Annotated in this window: 25 protein-coding genes and 1 pseudogene; 17 read left to right on the top strand and 9 right to left on the bottom strand. The window is 61.1% G+C overall.

All coding sequences use genetic code 11. The annotated features are described in order from the left end of the window. Positions 1-84: 84 nt before the first annotated feature. The 8 genes and pseudogenes from thyA to LJD17_RS12120 form a co-directional block, all read left to right on the top strand. A pseudogene (gene thyA / locus LJD17_RS12155) lies at positions 85-357 on the top strand (thymidylate synthase); the annotation flags it as partial. A gap of 5 nt (positions 358-362) precedes the next feature. After that, a complete protein-coding gene (locus tag LJD17_RS12150) occupies positions 363-668 on the top strand; it encodes a DUF2293 domain-containing protein (protein ID WP_227384452.1) in 306 nt (101 codons plus the stop codon). A 38-nt stretch (positions 669-706) separates the two neighbouring features. Beyond that, the gene (locus tag LJD17_RS12145; protein ID WP_227384780.1) at positions 707-1,213 is read left to right on the top strand and encodes a GNAT family N-acetyltransferase; all 507 of its coding nucleotides are present in this window, start codon (positions 707-709) and stop codon (positions 1,211-1,213) included. A 10-nt stretch (positions 1,214-1,223) separates the two neighbouring features. Then, positions 1,224-1,736 carry a dihydrofolate reductase gene (locus tag LJD17_RS12140; protein WP_227384451.1) on the top strand — a complete coding sequence of 171 codons (513 nt, stop codon included), beginning with the start codon at positions 1,224-1,226 and terminating at the stop codon, positions 1,734-1,736. A gap of 134 nt (positions 1,737-1,870) precedes the next feature. Beyond that, positions 1,871-3,016 (top strand): FtsH protease activity modulator HflK, encoded by a 1,146-nt coding sequence (gene hflK, locus LJD17_RS12135; protein ID WP_227384450.1) that lies wholly within the window; start codon positions 1,871-1,873, stop codon positions 3,014-3,016. Beyond that, on the top strand, positions 3,013-3,936 hold the full coding sequence (hflC, locus tag LJD17_RS12130) for a protease modulator HflC (protein ID WP_227384449.1): 924 nt from the start codon (positions 3,013-3,015) through the stop codon (positions 3,934-3,936). Before hflK ends, hflC begins: the two co-directional genes overlap by 4 nt. A gap of 6 nt (positions 3,937-3,942) precedes the next feature. After that, complete coding sequence (locus tag LJD17_RS12125) at positions 3,943-4,134, top strand: DUF2065 domain-containing protein (protein WP_227384448.1); 192 nt, start codon at positions 3,943-3,945, stop codon at positions 4,132-4,134. A 103-nt stretch (positions 4,135-4,237) separates the two neighbouring features. After that, a complete protein-coding gene (locus tag LJD17_RS12120) occupies positions 4,238-5,734 on the top strand; it encodes a DegQ family serine endoprotease (RefSeq protein WP_406600808.1) in 1,497 nt (498 codons plus the stop codon). Between the two features lie 161 nt (positions 5,735-5,895). Here LJD17_RS12120 and LJD17_RS24070 read toward each other — a convergent pair whose 3' ends face one another. Both LJD17_RS24070 and serB read right to left on the bottom strand, forming a co-directional pair. Continuing rightward, on the bottom strand, positions 5,896-8,610 hold the full coding sequence (locus tag LJD17_RS24070) for a cadherin domain-containing protein (protein WP_264478381.1): 2,715 nt from the start codon (positions 8,608-8,610) through the stop codon (positions 5,896-5,898). A gap of 92 nt (positions 8,611-8,702) precedes the next feature. Next, entirely contained in the window at positions 8,703-9,608 is a 906-nt protein-coding gene (serB, locus tag LJD17_RS12105) for a phosphoserine phosphatase SerB (RefSeq protein WP_227384446.1), read from the bottom strand. Between serB and miaA the strand changes: the two genes are divergently transcribed. Beyond that, positions 9,599-10,573: a tRNA (adenosine(37)-N6)-dimethylallyltransferase MiaA gene (gene miaA, locus LJD17_RS12100; protein WP_406600798.1), complete on the top strand. Its 975-nt coding sequence runs from the start codon at positions 9,599-9,601 to the stop codon at positions 10,571-10,573. The two genes, serB and miaA, sit on opposite strands and share 10 nt — an antisense overlap. On the opposite strand, the gene LJD17_RS12095 is transcribed toward miaA, so the two are convergent. Continuing rightward, positions 10,533-11,360, bottom strand: a complete 828-nt coding sequence (locus LJD17_RS12095; protein ID WP_227384444.1) for an RMD1 family protein — start codon at positions 11,358-11,360, stop codon at positions 10,533-10,535. The genes miaA and LJD17_RS12095 overlap by 41 nt on opposite strands. 274 nt (positions 11,361-11,634) lie before the next feature. On the opposite strand from LJD17_RS12095, the gene LJD17_RS12090 reads away from it, so the two are divergent. The 3 genes from LJD17_RS12090 to LJD17_RS12080 are packed head-to-tail and all read left to right on the top strand — an operon-like array spanning position 11,635 to position 14,488. Beyond that, complete coding sequence (locus tag LJD17_RS12090; protein WP_227384443.1) at positions 11,635-13,407, top strand: acetolactate synthase 3 large subunit; 1,773 nt, start codon at positions 11,635-11,637, stop codon at positions 13,405-13,407. Between the two features lie 37 nt (positions 13,408-13,444). Further along, positions 13,445-13,987 carry an acetolactate synthase small subunit gene (gene ilvN, locus LJD17_RS12085; RefSeq protein WP_227384442.1) on the top strand — a complete coding sequence of 181 codons (543 nt, stop codon included), beginning with the start codon at positions 13,445-13,447 and terminating at the stop codon, positions 13,985-13,987. 12 nt (positions 13,988-13,999) lie between these two features. Further along, positions 14,000-14,488, top strand: a complete 489-nt coding sequence (locus LJD17_RS12080) for an NUDIX domain-containing protein (protein WP_227384441.1) — start codon at positions 14,000-14,002, stop codon at positions 14,486-14,488. A gap of 11 nt (positions 14,489-14,499) precedes the next feature. Here the strand turns inward: LJD17_RS12080 and LJD17_RS12075 are convergent, their stop codons facing one another. Together LJD17_RS12075 and LJD17_RS12070 are read right to left on the bottom strand one after the other, a co-directional pair. Continuing rightward, positions 14,500-15,048: a DUF924 family protein gene (locus tag LJD17_RS12075; RefSeq protein ID WP_227384440.1), complete on the bottom strand. Its 549-nt coding sequence runs from the start codon at positions 15,046-15,048 to the stop codon at positions 14,500-14,502. 35 nt (positions 15,049-15,083) lie between these two features. Next, complete coding sequence (locus LJD17_RS12070) at positions 15,084-15,497, bottom strand: hypothetical protein (RefSeq protein ID WP_227384439.1); 414 nt, start codon at positions 15,495-15,497, stop codon at positions 15,084-15,086. 213 nt (positions 15,498-15,710) lie between these two features. On the opposite strand from LJD17_RS12070, the gene ilvC reads away from it, so the two are divergent. After that, positions 15,711-16,730, top strand: coding sequence for a ketol-acid reductoisomerase (gene ilvC / locus LJD17_RS12065; protein ID WP_227384438.1), 1,020 nt, complete (start codon positions 15,711-15,713; stop codon positions 16,728-16,730). 76 nt (positions 16,731-16,806) lie between these two features. On the opposite strand, the gene LJD17_RS12060 is transcribed toward ilvC, so the two are convergent. The 3 genes from LJD17_RS12060 to LJD17_RS12050 form a co-directional block, all read right to left on the bottom strand. Then, positions 16,807-17,163 (bottom strand): hypothetical protein, encoded by a 357-nt coding sequence (locus tag LJD17_RS12060; RefSeq protein ID WP_227384437.1) that lies wholly within the window; start codon positions 17,161-17,163, stop codon positions 16,807-16,809. A 113-nt stretch (positions 17,164-17,276) separates the two neighbouring features. Continuing rightward, a complete protein-coding gene (locus tag LJD17_RS12055) occupies positions 17,277-17,432 on the bottom strand; it encodes a hypothetical protein (protein ID WP_227384436.1) in 156 nt (51 codons plus the stop codon). A 72-nt stretch (positions 17,433-17,504) separates the two neighbouring features. Further along, positions 17,505-18,026, bottom strand: coding sequence for a DedA family protein (locus tag LJD17_RS12050; RefSeq protein WP_227384435.1), 522 nt, complete (start codon positions 18,024-18,026; stop codon positions 17,505-17,507). 144 nt (positions 18,027-18,170) lie between these two features. On the opposite strand from LJD17_RS12050, the gene pdxY reads away from it, so the two are divergent. The 3 genes from pdxY to LJD17_RS12035 are packed head-to-tail and all read left to right on the top strand — an operon-like array spanning position 18,171 to position 20,677. Continuing rightward, entirely contained in the window at positions 18,171-19,019 is an 849-nt protein-coding gene (gene pdxY / locus LJD17_RS12045; RefSeq protein WP_227384434.1) for a pyridoxal kinase PdxY, read from the top strand. 3 nt (positions 19,020-19,022) lie between these two features. Continuing rightward, on the top strand, positions 19,023-19,928 hold the full coding sequence (locus LJD17_RS12040; protein ID WP_227384433.1) for a PhzF family phenazine biosynthesis protein: 906 nt from the start codon (positions 19,023-19,025) through the stop codon (positions 19,926-19,928). Then, a complete protein-coding gene (locus tag LJD17_RS12035) occupies positions 19,925-20,677 on the top strand; it encodes an NUDIX hydrolase (protein WP_227384432.1) in 753 nt (250 codons plus the stop codon). The genes LJD17_RS12040 and LJD17_RS12035 overlap by 4 nt, the downstream gene beginning before the upstream one ends. Here the strand turns inward: LJD17_RS12035 and LJD17_RS12030 are convergent. Next, the gene (locus tag LJD17_RS12030) at positions 20,643-20,972 is read right to left on the bottom strand and encodes a hypothetical protein (protein ID WP_227384431.1); all 330 of its coding nucleotides are present in this window, start codon (positions 20,970-20,972) and stop codon (positions 20,643-20,645) included. The genes LJD17_RS12035 and LJD17_RS12030 overlap by 35 nt on opposite strands. Positions 20,973-21,341: 369 nt before the next feature. On the opposite strand from LJD17_RS12030, the gene LJD17_RS12025 reads away from it, so the two are divergent. Further along, positions 21,342-23,018, top strand: coding sequence for a methyl-accepting chemotaxis protein (locus LJD17_RS12025; protein WP_227384430.1), 1,677 nt, complete (start codon positions 21,342-21,344; stop codon positions 23,016-23,018). The last annotated feature ends 102 nt before the right edge of the window (positions 23,019-23,120 follow it).

Genomic DNA, 23,120 nt, shown 5'->3' with positions numbered 1-23,120 from the left:
TGTTGATGACATAACATGGAGCCTTGCCGCCAGCAGGTCTGGCGATAATAGTAGGATATGCATCGGAGCCAACATATTAGAAAGCCGTTCAACATCGCCTCCTACGCGCTGCTGACGCACATGATGGCGCAGGCGACCGGGTTGCAGCCGGGGGATTTCGTCCACTCCTTTGGGGACGCGCATCTCTACCTCAATCATTTGGAGCAAGCGCGCCTCCAGCTTTCGCGCGAGCCTCGTCCCCTCCCGAGACTGCGCCTCAATCCGGCCGTGCGTTCCCTGTTCGACTTCGCGTTCGATGATATTGCGATCGAGGATTACGATCCTCATCCGGCCATCAGGGCACCTGTCGCGGTGTGAACTGCATGAACCGGCGCGAGATCATCGAAAGCGCCGTCAGGATCCTCGCTCCGCGGATTCCGCGGCATGAGTTCGAGGCGGTCACCGATCATGCGCTAGGAAGCCGTGGGCTTCACACGGCCACGCCGGAAACGGCCGCCTGGCTGTCGATCGTTGCCTATATCCGTCATCGGTTCACGGATTATGACGAGCTTCTCGACGACGGGTATGATGTGGACAGCGCCCGGTTTTTCGTTCTCGACGACATGAACGGCATCCTGGAGGAATGGGGTTCGCCCCGCCGCATCAAGCCTGAGGACGAGCCGGATTGACGCTCGACAGGGCCGTCAAGCTTGGGCACAACACGTTGATGACCCTCACGATCCGCAAAGCGGAAGCACAGGACGCTTCCCTCATTCTCCAATTCATCCGCGAGCTGGCCGAATATGAGCGTCTCGCCCATGAGGTCGATGCCACGACAGACGACCTTTCCGCCGCCTTGTTAGGTCCGCGGCCGCGGGTCTTCGCCGATATCGCGGAATGGAACGGGGAGCCGGCGGGCTTTGCCCTGTGGTTCTATAATTTCTCGACCTTTCGGGGCCGCCACGGCATCTATCTGGAAGATTTGTTCGTTCGGTCCGCATTCCGGTCCAAAGGAATCGGAAAAGCCTTGTTGCAGAATCTGGCCCGGCGCTGCGTGACAGAGGGCCTGGCCCGCCTCGAGTGGTGGGTCCTCGATTGGAACGAGCCGGCTTTGCGGTTCTACCGCTCCATCGGAGCCGTGCCCATGGATGAGTGGACCGTTCAGCGCGTGACGGGCGAAGCCCTGCGGAGCCTGGCGAACGGATCGGCTCCTGCGGCCGGCCCATCTCTTTAGGAAACGACCCATGACCGTTCCCCTTATTCTCGTGGTTGCCGTTGCGGATAACGGCGTCATCGGACGGGACAATCTGCTGCTTTGGCGCCTGCGTACGGATCTCAGGCGATTCAAGGAGCTGACCTGGGGCAAGCCCATGATCATGGGCCGCAAGACGTTTCAGTCCATCGGCAAACGTCTGCCGGGCCGGGAGACGATTGTCCTGACCCGGGACGCGACATTTTCCGCCCCGGGCGTCCATCGGGCCGAAAGCTGGGACGCGGCTGTCGCCAAGGGCCAGGAATTGGCGGCGCGGATGGACGCCGATGCGATTGCGGTGGCCGGCGGGGCGGAAATATACGCTCTTGCCCTCCCGCATGTGAAAAAAATCCACTGGACCGAGGTCCATGCGACGCCTGAAGGCGACGCCGTCTTTCCCGCCTTTGATCGCTCGGCTTTCAAGGAAATATCGCGGAAAGACCACCCGAAAGCCGGAGATGACGAGCATCCGTTTACCTTTATCGACCTGGAACGCCGTTCCTGAGCCCTGCCAAGGTTGACGAAAGCGGCCGCAATCCCCAAGTCGCAGCCTTGACAGGCGGGAGAAAGACCACCCACAACCGCCTAACATCCTATCGGCTCAGACGGCCGGTCTTTTCAAAGTGAGGAAAGGCGACCATGCCTTGGAGTAACCAAAGCGGCGGCGGAGGCCCCTGGGGCCAACGCGGGGGATCGGGAGGCGGCAAGAGCCCATGGGGCTCCGGCGGCCCGCAGGGCAATGGAACGCCCCCGGACCTCGAGGAAATCTTGCGTCGCGGTCAAGACCGGCTCAAGGACATGATTCCCGGCGGATCGATGGGCGGCAAAGGGCTTATCGCCCTGATTCTCGGCGCGATCTTCATCTGGTTGCTCACCGGCATCTATACGGTTCGGCCGAACGAGGTCGGCATCAACATGAGGTTCGGTCGCTTTACGGGCAGTTCGAGCGAAGGTTTGAACTACAACTGGCCCTATCCGATCGGCCGGGTGATCAAACCGAACGTTACCGAGCAGCAGCGCATCGAAGTCGGCTACCGGTCGACCCCGACAGGCCAGGGACGGGCCCGTGACGTGCTCGAGGAAAGCCTGATGCTGACCGGCGACGAAAATATCGTCGATATCGATTTCGATGTCGTCTGGCAGGTCAATCCCGTCAGGCCCCAGGATTTCGTCTTCAACCTCCAAAATCCTGAAGGAACGATCAAGGCCGTCGGCGAAAGCGCCATGCGCGAGGTCATCGGCCGGCGCCGAATCCAGAACATCCTGACGACGGAGCAGGCAAGCGTCGCGCAGGAAGTGCGCCAGATCATGCAGTCGACCCTCGATGCCTATGGGGCCGGCGTCCTGATCAATGTCGTGCAGCTTCAGGCAGCACAGCCTCCTGCGGAGGTCCGTCAGGCCTTCTTCGACGTGAACGCCGCCCAGCAGGACGCCGTCCGGGTGCAGAACGAGGCCGAAACCTTCGCCAGCCGGGTCGTCCCGGAGGCGCGAGGCGAGGCGGCGCGGGCTGTCCAGCAGGCCGAGGCTTACCGGGAGCAGGCCGTTGCGGACGCGACCGGTCAGGCCGCGCGCTTCCGCCAGATTTACGAAGCTTATCGTCTCTCCCCCGCCATCAGCCGCGAGCGCATGTTCCTGGAGACTATGGAGCGGGTCATGAACGGGGTCGAAAAAGTGATCATCGACCAGAACGGGCAGGGGGTCGTTCCCTATCTGCCGCTTACGCAATTGCCGCGCCAACAACCCCAAGGTCAGGGTACAGCGGGTCAGCAGGGAGCCACGCGATGAACAGTCCAGCCCTTCGGACGGGTTTCGTCGTCCTCCTCGCACTCGTCCTGATCGCCCTCTACAGCTCGATCTTCATCGTCCAGCAGACCCAATACGCGCTCGTGCTGCGGTTCGGCGCGGTGCAATCGGCCTTGCGGGAGCCGGGCCTTTATTTCAAAGTCCCGCTGATGGATGCGGTCACGTATTTCGACCGGCGCGTGCTCGATCTCGACCTGCCTGTTCAGACAATTCTGTCCGCGGACCGGCAGAACCTGGAGGTGGACGCGTTCACCCGGTACCGGATCATCGATCCGCTGAAGTTCTATCAGGCCGTCGGGAGCCTCCCGTTGGCAAACCAGCGGCTCGCCAGCTTCACGAATTCGGTCATGCGTAACGTTCTGGCAAGCGCGTCTCGGGACGCGATCGTCCGGACGGAGCGCAGCGGGTTGATGCAGCGTATTCAAGAAGACGTGAACAGGCAGGCGCAGAGCCTCGGCATCGAGATGATCGATGTCCGCCTGACCCGGGTCGATCTGCCCGCCGCCAACAGCCAGGCCGTCTATCAGCGGATGCGCACCGAGCGTGAAAGGGAAGCGGCGGATCTTCGCGCGAACGGTCAGCAGCAGGCGCAGACCATCCGCGCCCGTGCCGAACGGGAGGCCACCGTCATCCGGGCAGACGCCAATCGCCAATCGGAGGAATTGCGCGGCCAAGGTGATGCGGATAGGAATCGTATTCTGGCCGAAGCATTCGGCCAGGATCCCGATTTCTTCGCCTTCTTCAGATCGTTGCAGGCGTACGAGACCGGTCTCAAGTCAGGAGAAACCCGCCTCGTGTTGAGCCCGAATTCCAGCTTCTTCCGTTACTTCAACGATCCGTCGGGCCGTGCCAATGGCGGCCAGGCTCCCGCATCGCCGGCTCAGCCGGCCCCAGCCCAATAGGTCCTTATGCTGGATCTCGTCGCAGCCCTCGGCCTCGCTCTCGTGGTCGAGGGCATTCTTTTTGCGGCTTTCCCTGACGGTATGCGCCGCGCCATGTATGAGGCGGCCCACAGCCCGAGCGACCGCATGCGCGTGGTTGGGATCCTCTCGGCTATTGTGGGGCTGGGGATCATTTGGGTCATTCGACAATTCGGATGACGAATTCAGCCCCTCTTCCGCCGCAATCCGCGCTTGAATGGCGAAACAGAGGGACAATCTATATCCACAGCTCTCCAAGAGAGGATTTTCAATGACATACGCCATGAACGCGCTGGCGCCATCCGTCACAGTGCGTCCCACGCGCTTCTCGCGCCGGCTGGTCGCGTCCTGCTTTGCGGTCGTGACTTTTGTCGCTGCGGCCCTTCCCATGGCGGCACAGGCCCGCTCCGCACCCGAATCCTTCGCAGATCTTGCCGCGGAAGTGACGGGCGCCGTCGTCAATATCTCGGCCTCCACAACCGTCGAGGCCAAGAACCGGGCTCTGCCTCAACTGCCTCCGGGAACGCCCTTCGAGGATTTGTTCGAGGAGTTCTTCAACCGCCGTGGCCAGGGCAACGGCGACAGCGCTCCCCGGCAGCAGCGCCGCTCCAATTCGCTGGGTTCAGGGTTCGTGATCGATCCATCGGGGATCGTGGTGACCAACAACCATGTGATCGGCGATGCGAACGAGATCACCGTGATCTTCTCCGACGGGACGCGGCTCAAGGCCGACATCGTCGGCAAGGATACGAAAGTCGATCTCGCGGTTCTCAAGGTCAAGTCTGACAAGCCACTCAAGGCCGTGAAGTTCGGCGATTCCGATGCCCTGCGGCCCGGCGACTGGGTCATGGCGATCGGCAACCCCTTTGGCCTCGGCGGATCGGTGACCGCGGGTATCGTCTCGGCCCGGGGCCGTAACATCGAGTCCGGTCCGTACGACAACTACATCCAGACCGACGCCGCCATCAACAAGGGCAACTCGGGTGGTCCGCTGTTCAACATGAACGGTGAGGTCGTCGGCATCAACACGGCGATCCTGTCTCCCACCGGCGGCTCGGTCGGCATCGGCTTCGCGGTTCCGGCTTCGACGGCCTCGCCCGTGATCGATCAGCTTCGCCAGTTCGGCGAGACCCGCCGTGGCTGGCTCGGCGTGCGCATTCAGAACGTGGATGACGCGACCGCTGAGGCTCTAAATCTTGGTTCGGCCCGGGGCGCGTTGATCGCCGGCATCGACGATAAGGGTCCGGCCAAGCCGGCCGGCCTCGACGTGGGCGACGTCATCGTCCGTTTCGACGGCAAGGACGTGAAGGACTCCCGCGACCTTCCGCGCATCGTCGCGTCGGCCCCTGTCGGCAAGACGGTTGACGTCGTGATCGTCCGCAAGGGCAAGGAGGAGACCAAGCAGGTGACCCTCGGGCGCCTCGAGGATGGCGAGAAGCAGGCCAATCTCCAGCAGCCTCCGACCGACACTCCCACGGTGACGAAGCAGGCCCTGGGTCTCGAGCTCTCCGGCATCACGGACGAACTGCGCCGCCGCTACGGGATCAAGGACGACCAGAAAGGCGTCGTGATTACCAAGGTCGATCCGAATTCGACCGCCGCCGACAAGCGGATTCAAGCAGGTGAAGTGATCGTCGAAGTCGGCCAGGAACCGGTCTCGACCCCTGCCGACGTGACCAAGCGGATCGACGCCATCAAGTCCCAAGGCCGGAAGTCCGCACTGCTCCTCGTGGCGAACAGCCAGGGCGAAGTCCGTTTCGTGGCTCTCTCGATCGAGTGAGCGGATCCACTTTCCAACATCGAGGGCGGCCTTCGGGCCGCCCTTTTCGTATGCACCGACGATACGCAATGGCTCTTGCTTCACCTGCGAGCGGTCCATGGCAGCACAAAAGAAAAGAGGGCCGATAAGGCCCTCTTTCTGGATGATCATGCAGGGCGCGATTAGAAGATCAGAAAGTCTTTCGCGGTAAGATCCAGGCCTCTCTTGAGAAGGGCGATCTGCACAGCTTCCTTGGCTCCGTTCCCATCGGCATCGTAGTAGAGCTTGCCGTTGCGGGGATCGTAGATCACGCGATCGCTAGCGTCGTGAGCCTCAGAACCGGCCCAGAACGCGCCCTTGGAAAGCCCGCCCTTGGATCCGGCTGCTTTGAAGATCGCCTTGGCGAGGTGAATCGTATCGTCCTTGACGGAGAAGTCCGTGATCCGATCGATATTTCCCTTGCCCAGCTTGGCATCGAAGACGAAGACGTCCTTTCCGGCGCCGCCGGTCAGGATATCGGCCCCGAGGCCACCGGAAATGATGTCCTTGCCCCGGCCTCCGAAGAGCCTGTCATTGCCGGCACCGCCACCCAAGGTATCGTTTCCATTTCCTCCGGTGATCAGATCGTTGCCGAGGCCGCCGAGGAAGGAGTCGTCTCCGGCACCACCAATGATCGTATCATTGGCGTCTGAACCGGAATTGTCCTCATCTTCCTGGTCTTCGACTTGAATGGTGAAGGTTTTCTCGAAGCTCTGGCCATGGGAATCCATCACCCGCGCCCGGATGGTATGGTATGGATTCGCTTCGTGATCGAGCCTTGAGCTGTCCTTGACTACCAATTCGTCATCGACAATGGCGAACCGGCCGCCGGCATCATCGAGCAGCGTATAGCTGAGAGAGTCGCCGGAATCCGGGTCCTTGCCAATCAGAACGCCGACAACGGTCCCATTGTCGCTGTTCTCCGTCACACCACTATCGGACAACAGAAGATCGATTGGAGCATGATTGTCCGATGGAGGTGGATCTCCATCCTCGTTCACATCCTTCACGGAGATCGTGAATGTCTTCGTATCGGACAGTCCCTGACTGTCGGTCACACGGACTTTCACTTCGTGATAAGGGTTCGTTTCATAGTCGAGCCGGCTGCCGTCGGCGACGATGATACGATCGTCTTCGATCCTGAACCGCCCATCGCTGTCGAGCAGTTCGTACTTGAGGTGACCGCCATCGGGGTCGAAAGCCAACACACGTCCAACAACAAGACCGTTGGGTGCGTTTTCTACGACAACGTCGCCCATGATCCCATCGATGACAGGCGCATGGTTCTGGGGCGGCTGATCGGCAATGTCACGCACATGGATGATGAAGGCAGCTTCCACTATCCCGCCTTGGCCATCGCTGACTTGGACACGGATGGGATGCTCGTGCGCAGTCTCGTAATCGAGCTTCGTACCGTCAGCCACGACCACCCTGTTGTTCTCGATCTTGAAGCGGCCATCGGCGTTATCAAGCAACGTGAAGGTGAGAGGATCCCCGTCGGGGTCAAAGGCGCCGAGATAGCCAACGACAGTGCCCGTCTCGGCATTCTCCTTAACCTCGACGCCATTGAGCATGACCATCGACGGTGCATGGTTTCCGGGCGGGAGGTCGCTTTCGTCTACATCGTCGACCTTGATGATGAACTTCTTGAGTGTCTCTCCCCCGCGACTGTCCGTGACACGCACCCAGATATCATGCGATGCGGACGCCTCGTAATCCAGCTTTGATGGATCCGCGACAAGGAGGCGATTGCCGTTAAGAACGAACCGTCCGTCGGCATTATTCACCAACTCGACACTAACGGCATCGTTGTCAGGATCCATGACGTCGATATTTCCGACATATGTTCCAAATGCCGCGTTCTCCGGTACATGACCGCCGATCAGTTCGACCTCCGGCGCATGATTTTCGGGAGGCGGATTCTCGTTCACATCCAGCACGGAGATCATATAGGTCACCGTATCGGACGCCCCTTGGCTATCCGTGACACGGATCTTTATGTCGTAGAATGGGCTGGCTTCGTAATCGATCCGACTGCCGTCGGCGACGACGACATGGTCGCCTTCGAGCCTAAACCGCCCATCACTGTTGTCGAGCAATTCGTATTTCAGCATTTGGCCGTCGGGGTCATGAGCGATCACGCGTCCGATGACCGTGCCGTCCGGCGCATTTTCCGAGATCCAATAATTGCTCAGGCCGTCGATGACAGGCGGATGGTTCTGCGGTGGGGTCTCTTGTATGTCCCGAACCTTGATATCGAAACTCCGCGTCAGGATTCCACCGCGACCGTCGGAAGATTCGACCGTAATGGTGTGAATGGGCTTGGTTTCATAATCAAGGACTGCGTCCTGACGGAGGACGATCGTGGATCCGATTATTGCAAAAGGACTGTCCTGGTTGACGATCCGATAGGCGAGTTGATCGCCGTCCGGGTCGGTGCCGAAGATCTGACCGACATAATATCCGCCTTGCGCCGTTTCCGGCACGTCCTCTGCCCAAACGAAAAGGTCGTCAGGATTGTGGTTCTCCGGCGGAGGAGGCGGATTTCCATCGCGATCCATCACGCGGATGGTGAATTCCTGCTCGGAAGATTCTCCATGACTATCCGTGACGCGGACCTTCACCGTATGGGTCGGCTGGACCTGATCATTGAAGCGGCTGCCGTCCAGCACGCGAAGATCGTTGCCGTCCATATAGAAACGCCCATCGGCATTGTCGATGAGCTTGAAGGTCAGCGCATCACCGTCCTCATCCTTGGCCTGAACAGTGCCGACGATGAAGCCGTTGATGGAATTTTCCGCTACCCAGTCGAACGTGAGACGGCCGATCACAGGTGCATGGTTGTTCGACGTAGGCATTGCATTATCCCTCCACTAGTAGGATAGCATGCCTAATATGTTATTATGTTTCTTTATGCAAGCGTTGTTTGCATGAATCTCTTAAATCATCTTTAGGTTGCAAGAAAATCCTCGCCACGATAGCCCTGTGCGTAAAGCAACGTGGTCAAGTCGCCATGGTCCACCCTCGCATGCGCAGCTGCCGCAACGGCGGGCTTGGCGTGATATGCGACTCCGAGACCGGCTTCACCCAACATCGAAAGATCGTTGGCTCCATCGCCCACCGCCATCGTGTCCTGGTGGGACAATCCGAAGCGGGTGCGCAGTTCGATCAAGGTCGCGAGTTTGGCTTCCCGGCCGAGGATCGGTTCCTCAACCATTCCGGCGAGCTTGCCGCCGTCAACGATCAGGTGGTTGGAGCGATGCTCGTGAAAGCCGATCTTGTGGGCGATGGGGCCCGTGAACAGCGTGAAGCCGCCCGAGACCAGACACGTATAGGCACCGTTCGCCCGCATCGTCTGGACAAGGGTGCTGCCGCCCGGAGTCAGGCTGATCCGGCTCGCGATAATCTCGTCCACCACCGCGACGGGTAAGCCCTTCAGGAGGGCGACGCGCTCCCGCAGAGCGGGTTCGAAGGCGATCTCGCCGCGCATGGCCCGCTCCGTGATCTCGGAAACCTCGGCCTTGAGCCCCACGTAGTCGGCCAGCTCGTCGATGCATTCCTGGCCGATCATCGTCGAATCCATGTCGGCCAGGAAAAGGTGTTTGCGCCGTCCTTCCAAAGGCTGGACGATGATGTCCACAGGGGCATCGCCCAGAAGATCGCGCAGAGCCGCTTCAACGCCGGTCCTGCTCGGATGTGCCGGAAGGATCAGGTCCGCGGCGATTCCGCTTGCCAGGACGACGGGTTCCGTTTCTTGTCCCAACGCTTTGACAGCCGCCGCGAGGAGGGCCTCCGTAAGGACAGGCTGCTGAGGATTGGCGACGAGCGTCGCGACGAGATCGGAGGATGCAGGCATCGTGGAGACCGGGCGTGAGTGAGGGTGGGATCGGCGCGATTCTCATTGCAGGGCCGACCGCATCAGGCAAGTCCGCTTTGGGCATTCGGCTCGCGGAAAGGCTGGGCGGGGTCGTGATCAACGCGGATTCGATGCAGGTCTATCGCGATCTGCGGGTTCTCACTGCCCGTCCGACACCGATGGAGGAGGCGGCTGCACCGCACTGTCTCTACGGCCATGTGGATGCCGCCGTGAACTTCTCCGTAGGGCGCTATGTCGCCGACGCCAAAGCGGTTCTCGAGGAGCTGCACGGCCATAAGCTGCCGATTTTCGTCGGCGGTACGGGCCTCTACTTCAAGGCGCTCACGGAGGGTCTCTCGGACATGCCCCCGGTGCCGGAGGCGGTCCGGGACGAGGTGAGGCGGGAGAGCGAAGGGCTGGAAACGCCCGATCTCCATCGCCTCCTCACCGAGAGGGATCCGCAGACCGCGCGTACCCTGCGACCCTCGGACCGTCTGAGGATCCAGCGGGCCCTCGAAATCTTCGCCGCAACCGGACAGCCCATCGTGTCCTTCCACGGCTCCCGCCAGCCCGGCCCTCTCGGAACCAGCCGTCTCGTCAAAGTCTTTCTCGCGCCCGACCGCGAAGAGCTGCGCCGGCGGATCGACGCGCGGTTTTTGACGATGGTGGACAGCGGAGCCCTGGACGAGGTGAAGGCCCTAGGAGAGCGTCACCTCGATCCTATGCTGCCTGCGATGCGGGCCCACGGCGTTCCAGGCCTCCTGGCCTATCTGCGCGGCGAGATCTCGCGGGACGAGGCCATCATCAAGGGACAGGCCGACACGCGCCGCTACGCGAAGCGCCAATTTACCTGGTTCCGGCATCAGCTGCCGGATTGGCAGTGGATCGAGCCGGAAGGTGCGTTTGACATCGCGATGGCCGCCTTCAATGCCCCGGAGTGCCCGTCGCCATCTGGTAGAAGGTAATGACGATCTCGAACACGATCAGGATCACGATGATCAGTTCGAGGCGCAGGGATCGCTCCGTATCGATGAGGTCGGTCAGGGCCTGGGTGGTGTCGCCGATGACGTCGAGCTTGCGATGGAGAGCGGTTGCCCGCTCCCTCAGTTCGTACTCGTCCTCCAGACGGGCATAAAGGCGCTCGAGGTCCGGGCGGTCCCACAGCACGTCGGGCTTTTCCTCGACGGCCACGCGGCCCGACACGCGCTGCCGGACCAGGAGGGCGTTCCCCACATGCTTCAGGATCTCCCGGCGTCCCCCGGGGCGCTTTCCTTTTTCCGCCAGAAATCGCGCGAAAGGTTCCATCACGTCAAAGACGGCGGCGGCTTCCCGCTCGTCGCGGGCGAGTGCGGCGCTCTTGGCAAGGGCATCGGCGATCACGGCCAGCCGCTCCGTGGAGAGTTGGCGGACATAGATCGGCCCGCCGGGCGGAATCTGGTCTTCCTTGTCGGCGGCGATCTCGATGATGGCCGTTTCCTCCTCATGGCGGGCGAATTCGCCGACGATCCGCTGCCGGAGCCCCCGGATGACATCGTCCTCTTCCAGGGGCGTGAGGCCGACCAGGACCGCGACCCCGAATCGAAACAGGGCGACGAAACCGTCCTGTCCTGCGCGGAAGGCGAGGGGAGAGGTGGAAAGAACGTCGCTGCGCTCCAGCCCGGCGACGTCGAGCCGGTCTCCAAGCAGGAGGGCGCGAGCCGTGATGCGGGGTCCACGGGACGAAGGATCAGTTGCGGAAGCAGAGTTGGTCATGACACAATACTGAAAGGTTGCTTATCCTAAGAGCTAGACGGTAATCTGCCAAATGCGAGGTGCTTGACCGATTGAAATACATCGGCTAGCGTCAGCGCAACTTTTGAACAGGAAAGCTGCATTTATGCGCAAGCTTATTCTCGTAGTACGAGCGCCATCGACGGAGCGGGATTGACCCCGCAGGTCCGGCGATGGCGCACAGGCCCCCTCAGGGGCCTTTTTTATTGCCCAGTTTCCCAACGACACGGAAAAGATATCAGACGGAGCGAGTGACATGAGCGAGACGATGACGGGAGCCGAAATGGTGATCCGCGCTCTCCAGGATCAGGGGGTTGAACACCTGTTCGGCTATCCAGGAGGGGCGGTCCTTCCGATCTATGACGCACTCTTCCATCAGGAGAAGATTCGCCACGTTCTCGTCCGGCACGAGCAGGGCGCAGTCCATGCCGCGGAGGGGTATGCACGATCCTCCGGTAAACCCGGTGTCGTTCTCGTGACCTCGGGCCCCGGGGCGACCAACGCGGTGACTGGCCTCGCCGATGCGATGATGGATTCCATTCCGCTTGTGTGCATCACCGGGCAAGTGCCGACGCATCTGATCGGCTCCGACGCTTTCCAGGAATGCGATACGGTCGGCATCACCCGCCACTGCACGAAGCACAACTATCTCGTGAAATCGATCGAGGATCTGCCGCGCATCCTGCACGAGGCCTTCTATGTGGCGATGAACGGCCGGCCGGGACCGGTGGTAATCGACCTGCCGAAGGATATCCAGTTCAAGTCCGGAACTTACGTGCGCCCGGCCAACAATCAGCACAAGACCTATCATCCGACCGTCAAGGGAGACCTGGAGCGGATCCGCGCGGCCATCGACCTGATGGCCAATGCCAAGCGTCCCGTCTTCTACACGGGTGGCGGTGTCATCAATTCGGGAACCCATGCCTCCGCGCTGCTTCGTGAGCTCGTGCGTCTCACGGGTTTTCCGATCACCTCGACCCTGATGGGCCTCGGTGCGTATCCGGCGTCAGATACGCAGTTCCTTGGAATGGTCGGCATGCACGGGACCTATGAGTCCAATCTGGCGATGCACGAGTGCGATGTGATGATCAACATCGGCGCCCGTTTCGATGACCGGATCACCGGACGTCTCGATGCGTTCTCGCCCTATTCGAAGCGCATCCACGTAGACATCGATCCGTCGTCCATCAACAAGAACGTCAAGGTCGATATTCCGATCATCGGCGATTGCGCCCATGTGCTGGAGGATATGCTTCGTTTGTGGCGTCAGAAAGCGCCGCAGGTGGACAAGCCCGCTCTCAAGGAATGGTGGAACAAGATCGAAGGGTGGCGCGCGCGCAATTGCCTCGGGTATCGCAACTCTGAGGAAACCATCAAGCCGCAGCACGCGATCCAGCGCCTTTATGAGCTCACGAAAGACCGCGAGACCTATGTGACGACCGAGGTCGGCCAGCATCAGATGTGGGCGGCGCAGTACTTCAAATTCGAGCAGCCGAATCGCTGGATGACCTCGGGCGGTCACGGAACCATGGGCTACGGCCTGCCTGCAGCCGTCGGCGCCCAGCTTGCGCATCCTGACGCGCTCGTCATCGATATCGCAGGCGAAGCATCGATCCAGATGATGCTGCAGGAAATGTCGACGGCGCTGCAGTACAATCTGCCGATCAAGGTCTTCATTCTCAACAATGAATACATGGGCATGGTCCGGCAATGGCAGGAGCTCCTGCACGGGGGACGCTACTCCCATAGCTACTCGGAATCGCTTCCTGATTTCGTGAAGCTCGCGGAAGCCTATGGCGGCGTGGGCATTCGCTGCGACAAGCCCGCCGAGCTCGATGCCGCAATCCTTCAAATGATCAACACGAACCGTCCGGTGATCTTCGATTGCATCGTGGACAAGACGGAAAACTGCTTCCCGATGATTCCATCCGGCAAGGCTCATAACGAGATGCTGCTCAACGATTATCTCGGCGAGACCGGAACGGACATCCGTTCCGTGATCGACGAGAAGGGCAAGATGCTGGTGTGATGAATAACTTTCTCTGGTCAGCCGGAAATTCAGAAACATGAGTCAGATGAGCACCCACTACCCCGGCGCAACGCGCATCGAGCCCGTCAATCGGCACACGCTCGCCATCATCGTCGACAACGAGCCCGGCGTCCTGGCCCGTATCGCCGGGATGTTCTCGGGGCGCGGCTATAACATCGAGAGCCTCACGGTCACCGAGACGGAGCACGAAGCCCATATCTCGCGGATCACCATCGTGACCACGGGAACGGACAGCATCATCGAGCAGATCAAAAGCCAGCTCGCGCGGCTGGTGCCGGTCCATCGGGTGGTCGATCTGACCATGACAGGGGACGCGGTGGAGCGTGAGCTGTGCTTGGTGAAGGTCGTCGGCAAAGGCGACCATCGTGTCGAGGCCATGCGCCTTGCATCGGCCTTCGGCGCCCGCACGCTGGATGCGACGCTCACGTCGTTCGTCTATGAGCTCACAGGCACGACCGAGGAAGTCGAACGCTTTATCAAGCTGATGACGGCTGTGGGACTGGTCGAAGTGTCACGCACCGGCGTTGCCGCCATGGCGCGCGGCGCCGAGAGCATGTAGCGGAACAGGCTCGTGCCGTCCTTCCAGGAAAGCTATCTCGGGCGCTTGCGCGATGCGGTCGGCAACCGGCTTCTGCTGGTGCCCGGTACCCGCATCGTGATCGAGCGGGAGGATGGAAGGATCCTCCTCCAGCGGCGCTCCGATTTCGGCATCTGGGGCATTCCCGGCGGCGTACCGGAAGAAGGAGAGAACATCACGGACGCGATTGTCCGTGAGGTGCACGAGGAGACAGGCCTGACGGTCAAGGATCTGCAGCCGTTCGGGTATGCGTGTGATCCGGATTTCGAGACCATTCGCTATCCCAATGGCCATGTGTGCCAGTGCTTCTCCCTCATGTTCTGCGCGCGTGCCTATGAGGGCGTGCTTGGCGGCAGCGATGGGGAAAGCCTGGAACTCGACTGGTTCGGTCCGGACGCACTCCCGACAATACTGCCCAACATGCGGCGGAGCATTGAGGCTTACGTCCGGTTCAGGACGAGCGGCGAGTTTCAGATGATATGAGCGGGATGTCCTTATCCTCTGAAACTGTCCTCCCGAAGAAAAGCCTCCTCTTCGGGCGTCGTTTCCCTTCCCAGGATCACATTCCGATGCGGGAAACGGCCGAAGCGCGCGATGATATCGCGGTGATGCCGGGCCCACTTGATGGAATCCTCCGCGCCGAGGGCTTCGTTGAGCGAAACGGAACGTTCCTGGTGGCGCAGGGACTCGGAATGCATGAAGGGCAAGTAGAAAAAGCGCCGAAACGCAGGGGCGACCTTCGTGTCGTATCCTCGCTCGATCGCCCGGTCCGCCGCCATGAGGGCAACCGGATCGGTCTTGTACACGTCGCGGGTGCCGCGAAACATGTTTCGCGGAAACTGGTCGAGGAGAAGAACGACGGCGAGCGCTCCATCCGGCGTCAGCTCCCATTCGTTGAGATCTCCTCGGGCCGCGGCCTGATAAGTGGTGAGGAAGCGGTCGCGGCAGGCCCGGTCGAAGGCATCGTCCTTCGCAAACCACTTCTCGGGTCCTGCCTCGCGCCAGAAAGCCAGAACCGTGTCGGGGGAAATGAGCTGATCCATGAACTCATTTCTCCACGATTCGACCTGGAATTCAATCAGGCGAGCGACCGTGCCGGGGATTCCGTTGCGCTGGCTTCGGGGACAAAGAAGAAGACGCGAATGAGATTGAGGAAGAACGTGATCACGCCGGCGAGGGCCACGAGCGACATCAGAATGGCGAGCATGGGCTTTTCATACGTGATGGATACGTAGATGCCTGCGGGAAATGCGAGGGCCGCGACCCCTGAAAGCCAGAGATGAAGCTTGGCGAGCCAGGAGCGCGTAAGCGCAGGGTAGGCCCTGTAGATCAGCCCGAACAGAGCCAGAGACGCCCATCCGAGGAGGTTGAGATGGGCATGAACGGGAGCCAGCTGAAAATTGTGCGATGCTCCCATCCCGATCCCGAGAACGAGACCGATCATGAGGCAGACGACAGAGAGAAAGATAAAGGCGACGTCGATCTTCGGCATGATAAACCTCCAGAACGAGAGACGATCTGGCCAGTTAAACCCGGAGGAAGCACGAAGCAATCGCCATAAAGGGTGACTATCAAACGAACGAAAATAACGGTTTCGCTGCTTCCCTATGAAACAAAAGGTCGCTAAGAAGCCGCATCCCGCACCGCCTCCGGTTACCTCGAGGCAGATCTAACGTACTACGAAACTTGAAGGAAAAGGGCAGCCATGCGCGTTTATTATGATCGCGACGCCGACATCAATCTCATCAAAGGCAAGAAGGTCGCTATCGTCGGCTACGGCAGCCAGGGGCATGCCCATGCGCTGAACCTGCGCGATTCCGGCGTCAAGGAGATCGCCGTCGCTCTGCGGAAGGGCTCTCCGTCCGCCGCCAAGGCCGAGAAGGAAGGCCTGAAGGTGATGGAGGTGTCCGAGGCGGCCAAGTGGGCCGATGTGGTGATGATGCTCACGCCGGACGAACTCCAGGCGGACATTTATCGCGATGATCTTCACGCCAACATGAAGGAAGGCGCTGCGCTTCTCTTCGCTCACGGCCTCAACGTTCATTTCAATCTGATCGAACCTCGCAAGGACCTCGACGTGCTCATGGTGGCCCCGAAGGGCCCCGGCCATACGGTCCGCTCCGAGTACCTGCGCGGTGGCGGCGTGCCGACCCTGATCGCCATCCACCAGGATGCCACCGGCAATGCCCACGATCTCGGCCTTTCCTACGCCTCGGCCAATGGCGGCGGCCGGGCAGGCATCATCGAGACCACCTTCAAGGAAGAATGCGAGACCGACCTGTTCGGCGAGCAGGTCGTTCTTTGCGGCGGTCTCGTGGAGCTCATCAAGGCGGGCTTCGAAACCCTGGTCGAGGCTGGTTACGCTCCCGAGATGGCCTATTTCGAGTGTCTGCACGAGGTGAAGCTGATCGTCGACCTCATCTACGAGGGCGGCATCGCCAACATGAATTACTCGATCTCCAACACGGCGGAGTACGGCGAGTACGTCACCGGACCGCGCATCATCACGTCCGAAACGAAGGCCGAGATGAAGCGGGTTCTCACGGACATCCAGACGGGCAAGTTCACCCATGACTGGATGCTAGAGAACAAGGTCAACCAGACCTCCTTCAAGGCTGTTCGCGCCCGCAACGCCGCGCACCAGATCGAAGAAGTGGGCGGCCGCCTGCGCGAGATGATGCCGTGGATCAAGTCCAAGGCGCTTGTGGACAAGACCCGGAACTGATCCGGGCCATCGAACGCGACAAAAAAAGGGGCGGTTGATCCGCCCCTGTTTGTTTTGCAGCCCCCGAATGAAAAGGTCAGGCCATGTGATTCAAAAGAAGCACGATGGCGCTGATTATGCATAGGACATGCCCCAATACTCGATACCGGGGCATGCAGAATTTGAAGATCCCGTAGCAAACAGCCAGGGCGAGAAGGAGCTCCCACATACTCTCGACCATTCGGCCGATGCCCTCTTTTCCGGCTGAGGGGGTGGTGATGCTCCAGCTCTCGAAAATCCAGAGCGCCGCGAACGCGATGCCGCCGGTCCACCAACCAAGCTGTCGCCATGATGGCAGCAGCTCGGGCGATGTGCCCCCAGCCACTCCAGCCAAGGGCTGAAGTGCGTCATCCTCGTCGTACCAATCGTACGTATCTGGCGGGCTCTGGTTCATGAACATTGCTTTGACGTAAGGCAATGCTGTTATGTACCACCGCCAGGCAGGGCTGAAACCTGCTGAAACAGAGGGGAAAGTGCAGAAATTTACCTAAAAGACGCGCTTGGCGCCTATTGGCTATTACTTTTCGTGTTCTCGGCCTTGTTGTTGTCTTGCTTGCCTGGATCGAGGCGCTTCTTGGTGGTGCCGCCGGAGCCCCGCATCATGTGGCCCGGATGTTTCTTGCTCTCCGAAGAATTGTCGCCGTTCATCTTGCCCTTACCCATGAGAACCTCCTTAGGTGATGAGGGTCAATGATGGGCGATACGCTCGGTTCCTTTTCGGAAGGAACTTCCCGCCTACCAGAAGACATAGCGTGCCAGCCCCGCTCCCGGCGCCAGCAGCACGAAAGCCCAGACAAAGGCTGATGCGAGGTTGGCCGCCTGGAAAAGCACCGGAGGCATGAGGAAAATGCCTGAGATGAGCGGAATGACCGCCCTTGTCGGTCCGAAGAAGCGGCCCAGAAACACAGCCCACGGACCGAAGCGCTGAAAGAAGCGCTCCCCGCGTGCGATCAAATGTTGATTGCGGGACAAGGGCCAGACTCCGTAGGCGGCGGTCTTGTAGTGCCGCCCGATGGTGAAGGAGATCCAGTTGCTTAAGGTGGCGCCCACGGCAGCGCCGAGCCATGCCTCCCAGAACGGGATTTCCGCTGCCGCGATCATGAAACCGATCCCTATGATGATGCTCGTGGCAGGGAGCAGGAGGGACACGAAGGCGAGCGATTCGCCGAAGGTGAGCAGGCCGACGATTATGGGCGCGTATTCCCTGTGATCCCGGACGAAATCGATAACCGAATGGGTAAGGCCGTCCAGGTTCATGGGTTTCCTCGGGACACGTCACGGCGAGAGGCGGCTGCGGAATATGCGGAAACGTCATGCCTGTGTGATCGATCCCATCACAGCACACGATTTGATGCGGCGAAGCCAATGCGCTAACCGGAGGCGGTCAGCGAGGCAAGCGTCATGAACGTTCTCTCCATCCAATCTCACGTCGCCTTTGGTCATGTGGGCAATGCATCGGCGGTTTTTCCCATGCAGCGTCTCGGGGTCGAGGTCTGGCCGATCCACACGGTCCAGTTTTCCAACCATACCGGTTACGGCTCATGGAAGGGACGGGTGTTCGATGGTCCCGCCATCGAGGAACTCGTGGATGGGATCGCCGAACGGGGAGTGCTCGGCCGTTGCGACGGCGTGCTCTCCGGCTACATGGGATCGGCCGATATCGGAAACGCCATTCTGTCCGCAGTCGCTCGGGTCCGCGGGCTCAACCCCGATGCACTTTATTGCTGCGATCCCGTGATCGGCGACGTGGGGCGCGGGGTCTTCGTGCGCCCCGGCATTCCGGAGTTCATGAAGGAGCAGGCGATCCCGGCGGCCGACATCATCACGCCCAATCAATTCGAGCTGGATTATCTGTCCGGAATTGCAACGGATACGCTCGCTTCGATCAAAGAAGCAGTCGCGGCCGTTCATCTCCTCGGCCCCAAGGTGGTGCTCGTCACTTCCGTCGTGTCTCGTGAGACACCCGACGACTCGGTGGATCTGATCGCAGGCGAGGCGGGGCGGTTCTGGCGTGTCAGGACGCCTCGGCTCTCCCTCAGCGTCAATGGCGCAGGCGATGCGATCGCGGCCCTGTTCTTTGTCCATTACGCGCGTTCACGATCGGCCGCGAAGGCTCTCGAAGAGGCGTCAGCCTCGGTGTTCGGACTTCTCAAGAGAACCGAGGAGGCCGCGTCCCGCGAAATCCTGACGATCGCAGCGCAGGATGAGTTCGTGTCCCCCAGTTTCCGCTTCCCGGCCGAAGAGGTTTGATCGATGACCCGCCGCTATGTCACCCTTGACGTCTTCACCCGCCGCGCTTTTGCGGGCAATCCCCTTGCGGTGGTGCTCGAGGCCGAGGGCCTCGATACCGATGCAATGCAGACCATCGCCAAGGAATTCAACCTCTCGGAGACGGTCTTCGTGTTCTCGCCGGAGGATCCGCGCCAGCGGGCCGATATCCGCATCTTCACGCCGACCAGGGAGCTGCCGTTCGCCGGCCACCCCACGGTCGGGACGGCGGTGCTCCTCGCATTGCTCGATCAGGACGGCGAGCCCGGTGCCGCTGCGTTCGGCTTGAAAGAAAAAGTCGGAATCGTCCCTTGCGCTGTCGAGGTTCAGGGCGAGAGGGAGGGCCGCGCGCGGTTCAAGCTGCCCCGCCTTCCCTTCTCCTGGGGTGACGGAAAGGAGACCAGCGATTGCGCCTGGGCCCTGGGTCTCGATCCCACGGAGATCGGTTTCGAGCGTCACGTGCCGAGCCGCCATTCCGCAGGCGTTGCCTATGATCTCGTTCCGGTCTCGTCCCTCGACGCACTGGCGCGCGCGCGCCCTCATGCGGAAGCCTTCGACAGGACTTTTGCCGACAGCGATCATCCCGCGGCTTATGTTTACACGCGTCTTCCCGCCGCGGAGGGCATCCGTTTCCGGGCCCGGATGTTCGGCCCGGGAATGGGTGTTCTGGAGGATCCGGCAACGGGTTCGGCGGCCGCGGCCTTTGCGGGAGCGCTCATGCAATGCGAGCCTTTGGGGGATGGAGACCATGACGTGGTCATCGAGCAGGGTGTCGAGATGGGACGCCCGAGCGAGATCGCCCTCCAGTTGACGATCAAGGGCGGTGCCCTCGTGTCAGCCGAGATCGGCGGCCATGCCGTCGTCGTCAGTCGCGGCGAGCTGGTGGCATGAAGCACGACCTGGCGATCACGCACGTGGCGCGTGTCGAGGCAGCTTGCGAACCCTTCCGCTGGCGCTGGGCTGAGGAGAACCACGCCGCCATCGAAGCGAACTGGCAGCGGCGCGTCGCGGCGAAGCCGAAGATGTTCAACGGAAAAGTGCTGCTGGTAAGTCAGACGGCCGTTACGCCGGAGCTGTGCCGCAATACCTATTTCGAAACCGATTATGCCAACCTCGTCGCCTGGATCGACATGGGCAATCCCGATCCGACCGTTGCCAACGGCTTCGCCATGGCGGCCCTGCGCGGGTCGGATGGGGCTTTCATCTGTGGCGTCATGAGCCACGACACGGTCAATGGCGGTAAGATCTACTTTCCCGCCGGGACACCGGACCGATCCGATCTGCTTCCGGACGGGACAGTCGACCTCGCCCGAAGCCTCACCCGCGAACTGGGGGAGGAGACGGGCCTGTCGGAGGCGGATTACCGGGTCTCGGATGACTGGATCATCGTCGAGCGGTGGCCGGCCGTCGCCGTCATGCGCTACGTGACGATGAATGTCCCTGCGGAAGAGGGCGCGGACATGATCCGCGCCAGGATTGCGGCGCAGGAGCATCCGGAACTCAGCGACGTGCGGATCATCCGGAGCCTCGACGACATCGACCCGAAGGCGATGCCGCTCTTCCTGCAGTCCTTCTTCCGGTGGAGCTTTTCAGTTGATCCTGCTCTCAGCGATAGCCGTGGCGGGCTTTGGTCGCGTTGACCATACGGACGGCCTCCGCATCGCGTCCGGCCGCACAGGCGCTATCGGCCTGATCCAGCTCCTTGTCGACGCGGCTGTACACCGACTGATTGACGTGGCCCATCGACAGGTCGTTGCTCATGACCGCGCGAAAGCGCGCAATCTCGCCCTGGCATCCTGTCCCTTCGGGCATGCGGAAGCCTGAAGGCGTTATGCTTGCGGCAGCCGGCGGGGGCGAGTCTGTCGTCTGGTTACAGGCGGCGAGCGGCGTTGCGATCATGCCGATCAGACAGAGCGTGCGGAAGGAGTTTATCATCGGTGGAGCATTTCCCTTGTGCTTGGCCTTTGCGGCTTGGCACTAGACATAGCGCAACCTGTTCAAAAAGGGATGTGCTTCGAGACGGGAAGTCTATCGAAGCCTAACCGTGACGGTGACCTGGAGCCGTCGGTCAGGTGCCGGAAAACGGGCGCATAAAGAGAAATCGTGTAAGAAATCTTTTTAACAAAATAATGACAAGGCCGCAGGTCAATGTATTTCAATAGAATAAGAATATCGAGGCGGTTCATTGTAATTGAATTTTTCTAATTCTGTTCGAAAACTCTATTTCTAGACGGCTATATTTAACTTTCGAGTAGGATGTCGCGCCGCACAAGCGCTCGGGAAAACAATCCTGGGGCAGGGCACATGCAATTCGGTCTGCGCGCGAAGCTGGCTGCGGTAATTGGTTTGGTGGGCGTTGCCGCCCTTGGTCTTGCCGGGTTCAGCCTGGCCCAGATGGCGCGTGAGAACGCGCGGGCGCTTGCCGTGGAAGCGGCCTGGAATGGCGCCTTGCAGGCGCAGGCCCTGGCCTTTGCCATCGAACACGCCGTCGTGACCGCCCATGTCGTCTATGGCGCCGAGGACAAGGAAGATGCGCGGGCGAAGTTTCAATCGCTGGCAAGGGCTCTTGAAGACATCGAGCGCATCAAAGGGCCGTTCCTGTCCTGGCTTGAGGTTTCGGCTCCGGACAAGACGCAGCTCCTCGCCAACCGGCTTCAGGAATTTCTTGCCTATCAGCGGGATACGGCGGAGCTCGGAATGACCGTATCCCCGAAAGCCGCGCTGATTCAGGCGACCGACGAGGCCACGGTCAGGAGCCCTGAGATGATGGTCACGGCGATCGTGCAGCTCGGGGACGAGACGAAACGCTCCCTCGAGCTCCTGCGCGCTTCGGCCGATGAAGCCCGCAATCAGGCGAAGATTGTGCTGATCATCATGTCATCCGGCGGCATCGTTTTGGCTCTGATCGGGGCGAACCTGATCGCTACGACGCAGATCCGCAATCCCCTTCGGCGCCTCCAGGACGTCATGACGGCTTTGGCGGCCGAAGAGATCGAGGTCCCTGTTCCGTTCCTGGCGCGAAAGGATGAAATTGGCGCGATGGCAGCGTCCATCGCGATCTTTCAGCAGGCTCTCCGTGACAAGCTGGCCGGCGACCGGCAGGCCGCGATGACGATGGCGGAGGGTATCGAACGCGGGGTCCGCCTTGAAAGCGCAGCCGCCGCTTTCGAGCAGCGCGTCCATGAGGTCACCCGGGACCTTGCCCAGGCGGCGAGGCGCATGGATCAGGTCGCGCGGTCCATGCGCGATAGCGCCCAGACGACGGCCCATCAGGTGAAGAGCGTTGCATCGGGGGCGGAGAAGGTCTCGATCGAGGTGCGCTCGACGGAGGGGGCGACGCATGTCCTTGCCCAGGCCACGCAGGGCATCGACACGGAGGTGGAAGGTGCGGTCGCCATCGCGACGGCGGCCTTGTCGGAACTTGCCAGGACGGACGTCACCGCGCGTTCTCTGACGGAGGCCACCACCGAGATCGGCTCGGTCGTCAAACTCATCGCCGGTATCGCTTCCCAGACGAATCTTCTCGCTCTGAATGCGACCATCGAGGCCGCGAGGGCCGGTGCCGCTGGCCGCGGTTTCGCCATCGTCGCCCACGAGGTGAAGGCCCTGGCGACCCAGACAGGCCGCGCCACCGGCCAGATCGCGGATCGGATCCTGGCGATCAGGGCAGCCGCCGACGCAACCGTCGCGGCGATCGGGAAGACGGGCGAGACGATCAAGGAGATCAACGCCATTGCGGCCGTCGTCGCGGCCGCCGCGGGCGAGCAGCAGGAGGCGACCCGGCAGATCGCCGTCAGCGTGTCCGGTGCCGTCTCCGCCACCCAGGCGATGGGCGAGGGGATCGCGTCCGTTCAGGATGCCGCCACGTCGAACGACGTCATGGCCGGTAATGTGCTTGAAGTCTCGACGCACCTCGCTGAGACGTCCCAGGAGCTCGGCCGTGAAATCACGGCATTCTTGGCTCGGGTCCGGGCCGCATGACCGGCTTTTTTCGTTCCCATGGGTCCATAAGGGCCGCCCATGGTAGGGGAAAGGGCCCAGCGCGACGCATTTGTGCGTGAAACACCCCGCAACACTTTCATT

It is taken from the genome of Microvirga rosea (assembly GCF_020595095.1).
Classification (GTDB): Bacteria; Pseudomonadota; Alphaproteobacteria; order Rhizobiales; family Beijerinckiaceae; genus Microvirga; species Microvirga rosea.
Note: the sequence above shows the minus strand (reverse complement) of the source record. Positions and strands in the feature narration are given on the sequence as shown.

Bases quoted from the DNA above. Each gene is read 5' to 3' on its own strand.
- LJD17_RS12150 (WP_227384452.1), top strand. From the start codon at position 363: ATGAACCGGCGCGAGATCATCGAAAGCGCCGTCAGGATCCTCGCTCCG.
- LJD17_RS12145 (WP_227384780.1), top strand. From the start codon at position 707: ATGACCCTCACGATCCGCAAAGCGGAAGCACAGGACGCTTCCCTCATT.
- LJD17_RS12140 (WP_227384451.1), top strand. From the start codon at position 1,224: ATGACCGTTCCCCTTATTCTCGTGGTTGCCGTTGCGGATAACGGCGTC.
- hflK (WP_227384450.1), top strand. From the start codon at position 1,871: ATGCCTTGGAGTAACCAAAGCGGCGGCGGAGGCCCCTGGGGCCAACGC.
- hflC (WP_227384449.1), top strand. From the start codon at position 3,013: ATGAACAGTCCAGCCCTTCGGACGGGTTTCGTCGTCCTCCTCGCACTC.
- LJD17_RS12125 (WP_227384448.1), top strand. From the start codon at position 3,943: ATGCTGGATCTCGTCGCAGCCCTCGGCCTCGCTCTCGTGGTCGAGGGC.
- LJD17_RS12120 (WP_406600808.1), top strand. From the start codon at position 4,238: ATGAACGCGCTGGCGCCATCCGTCACAGTGCGTCCCACGCGCTTCTCG.
- LJD17_RS24070 (WP_264478381.1), bottom strand. From the start codon at position 8,610: ATGCCTACGTCGAACAACCATGCACCTGTGATCGGCCGTCTCACGTTC.
- miaA (WP_406600798.1), top strand. From the start codon at position 9,599: ATGCAGGCATCGTGGAGACCGGGCGTGAGTGAGGGTGGGATCGGCGCG.
- serB (WP_227384446.1), bottom strand. From the start codon at position 9,608: ATGCCTGCATCCTCCGATCTCGTCGCGACGCTCGTCGCCAATCCTCAG.
- LJD17_RS12095 (WP_227384444.1), bottom strand. From the start codon at position 11,360: ATGACCAACTCTGCTTCCGCAACTGATCCTTCGTCCCGTGGACCCCGC.
- LJD17_RS12090 (WP_227384443.1), top strand. From the start codon at position 11,635: ATGAGCGAGACGATGACGGGAGCCGAAATGGTGATCCGCGCTCTCCAG.
- ilvN (WP_227384442.1), top strand. From the start codon at position 13,445: ATGAGTCAGATGAGCACCCACTACCCCGGCGCAACGCGCATCGAGCCC.
- LJD17_RS12075 (WP_227384440.1), bottom strand. From the start codon at position 15,048: ATGGATCAGCTCATTTCCCCCGACACGGTTCTGGCTTTCTGGCGCGAG.
- LJD17_RS12070 (WP_227384439.1), bottom strand. From the start codon at position 15,497: ATGCCGAAGATCGACGTCGCCTTTATCTTTCTCTCTGTCGTCTGCCTC.
- ilvC (WP_227384438.1), top strand. From the start codon at position 15,711: ATGCGCGTTTATTATGATCGCGACGCCGACATCAATCTCATCAAAGGC.
- LJD17_RS12060 (WP_227384437.1), bottom strand. From the start codon at position 17,163: ATGAACCAGAGCCCGCCAGATACGTACGATTGGTACGACGAGGATGAC.
- LJD17_RS12055 (WP_227384436.1), bottom strand. From the start codon at position 17,432: ATGGGTAAGGGCAAGATGAACGGCGACAATTCTTCGGAGAGCAAGAAA.
- LJD17_RS12050 (WP_227384435.1), bottom strand. From the start codon at position 18,026: ATGAACCTGGACGGCCTTACCCATTCGGTTATCGATTTCGTCCGGGAT.
- pdxY (WP_227384434.1), top strand. From the start codon at position 18,171: ATGAACGTTCTCTCCATCCAATCTCACGTCGCCTTTGGTCATGTGGGC.
- LJD17_RS12040 (WP_227384433.1), top strand. From the start codon at position 19,023: ATGACCCGCCGCTATGTCACCCTTGACGTCTTCACCCGCCGCGCTTTT.
- LJD17_RS12035 (WP_227384432.1), top strand. From the start codon at position 19,925: ATGAAGCACGACCTGGCGATCACGCACGTGGCGCGTGTCGAGGCAGCT.
- LJD17_RS12030 (WP_227384431.1), bottom strand. From the start codon at position 20,972: ATGATAAACTCCTTCCGCACGCTCTGTCTGATCGGCATGATCGCAACG.
- LJD17_RS12025 (WP_227384430.1), top strand. From the start codon at position 21,342: ATGCAATTCGGTCTGCGCGCGAAGCTGGCTGCGGTAATTGGTTTGGTG.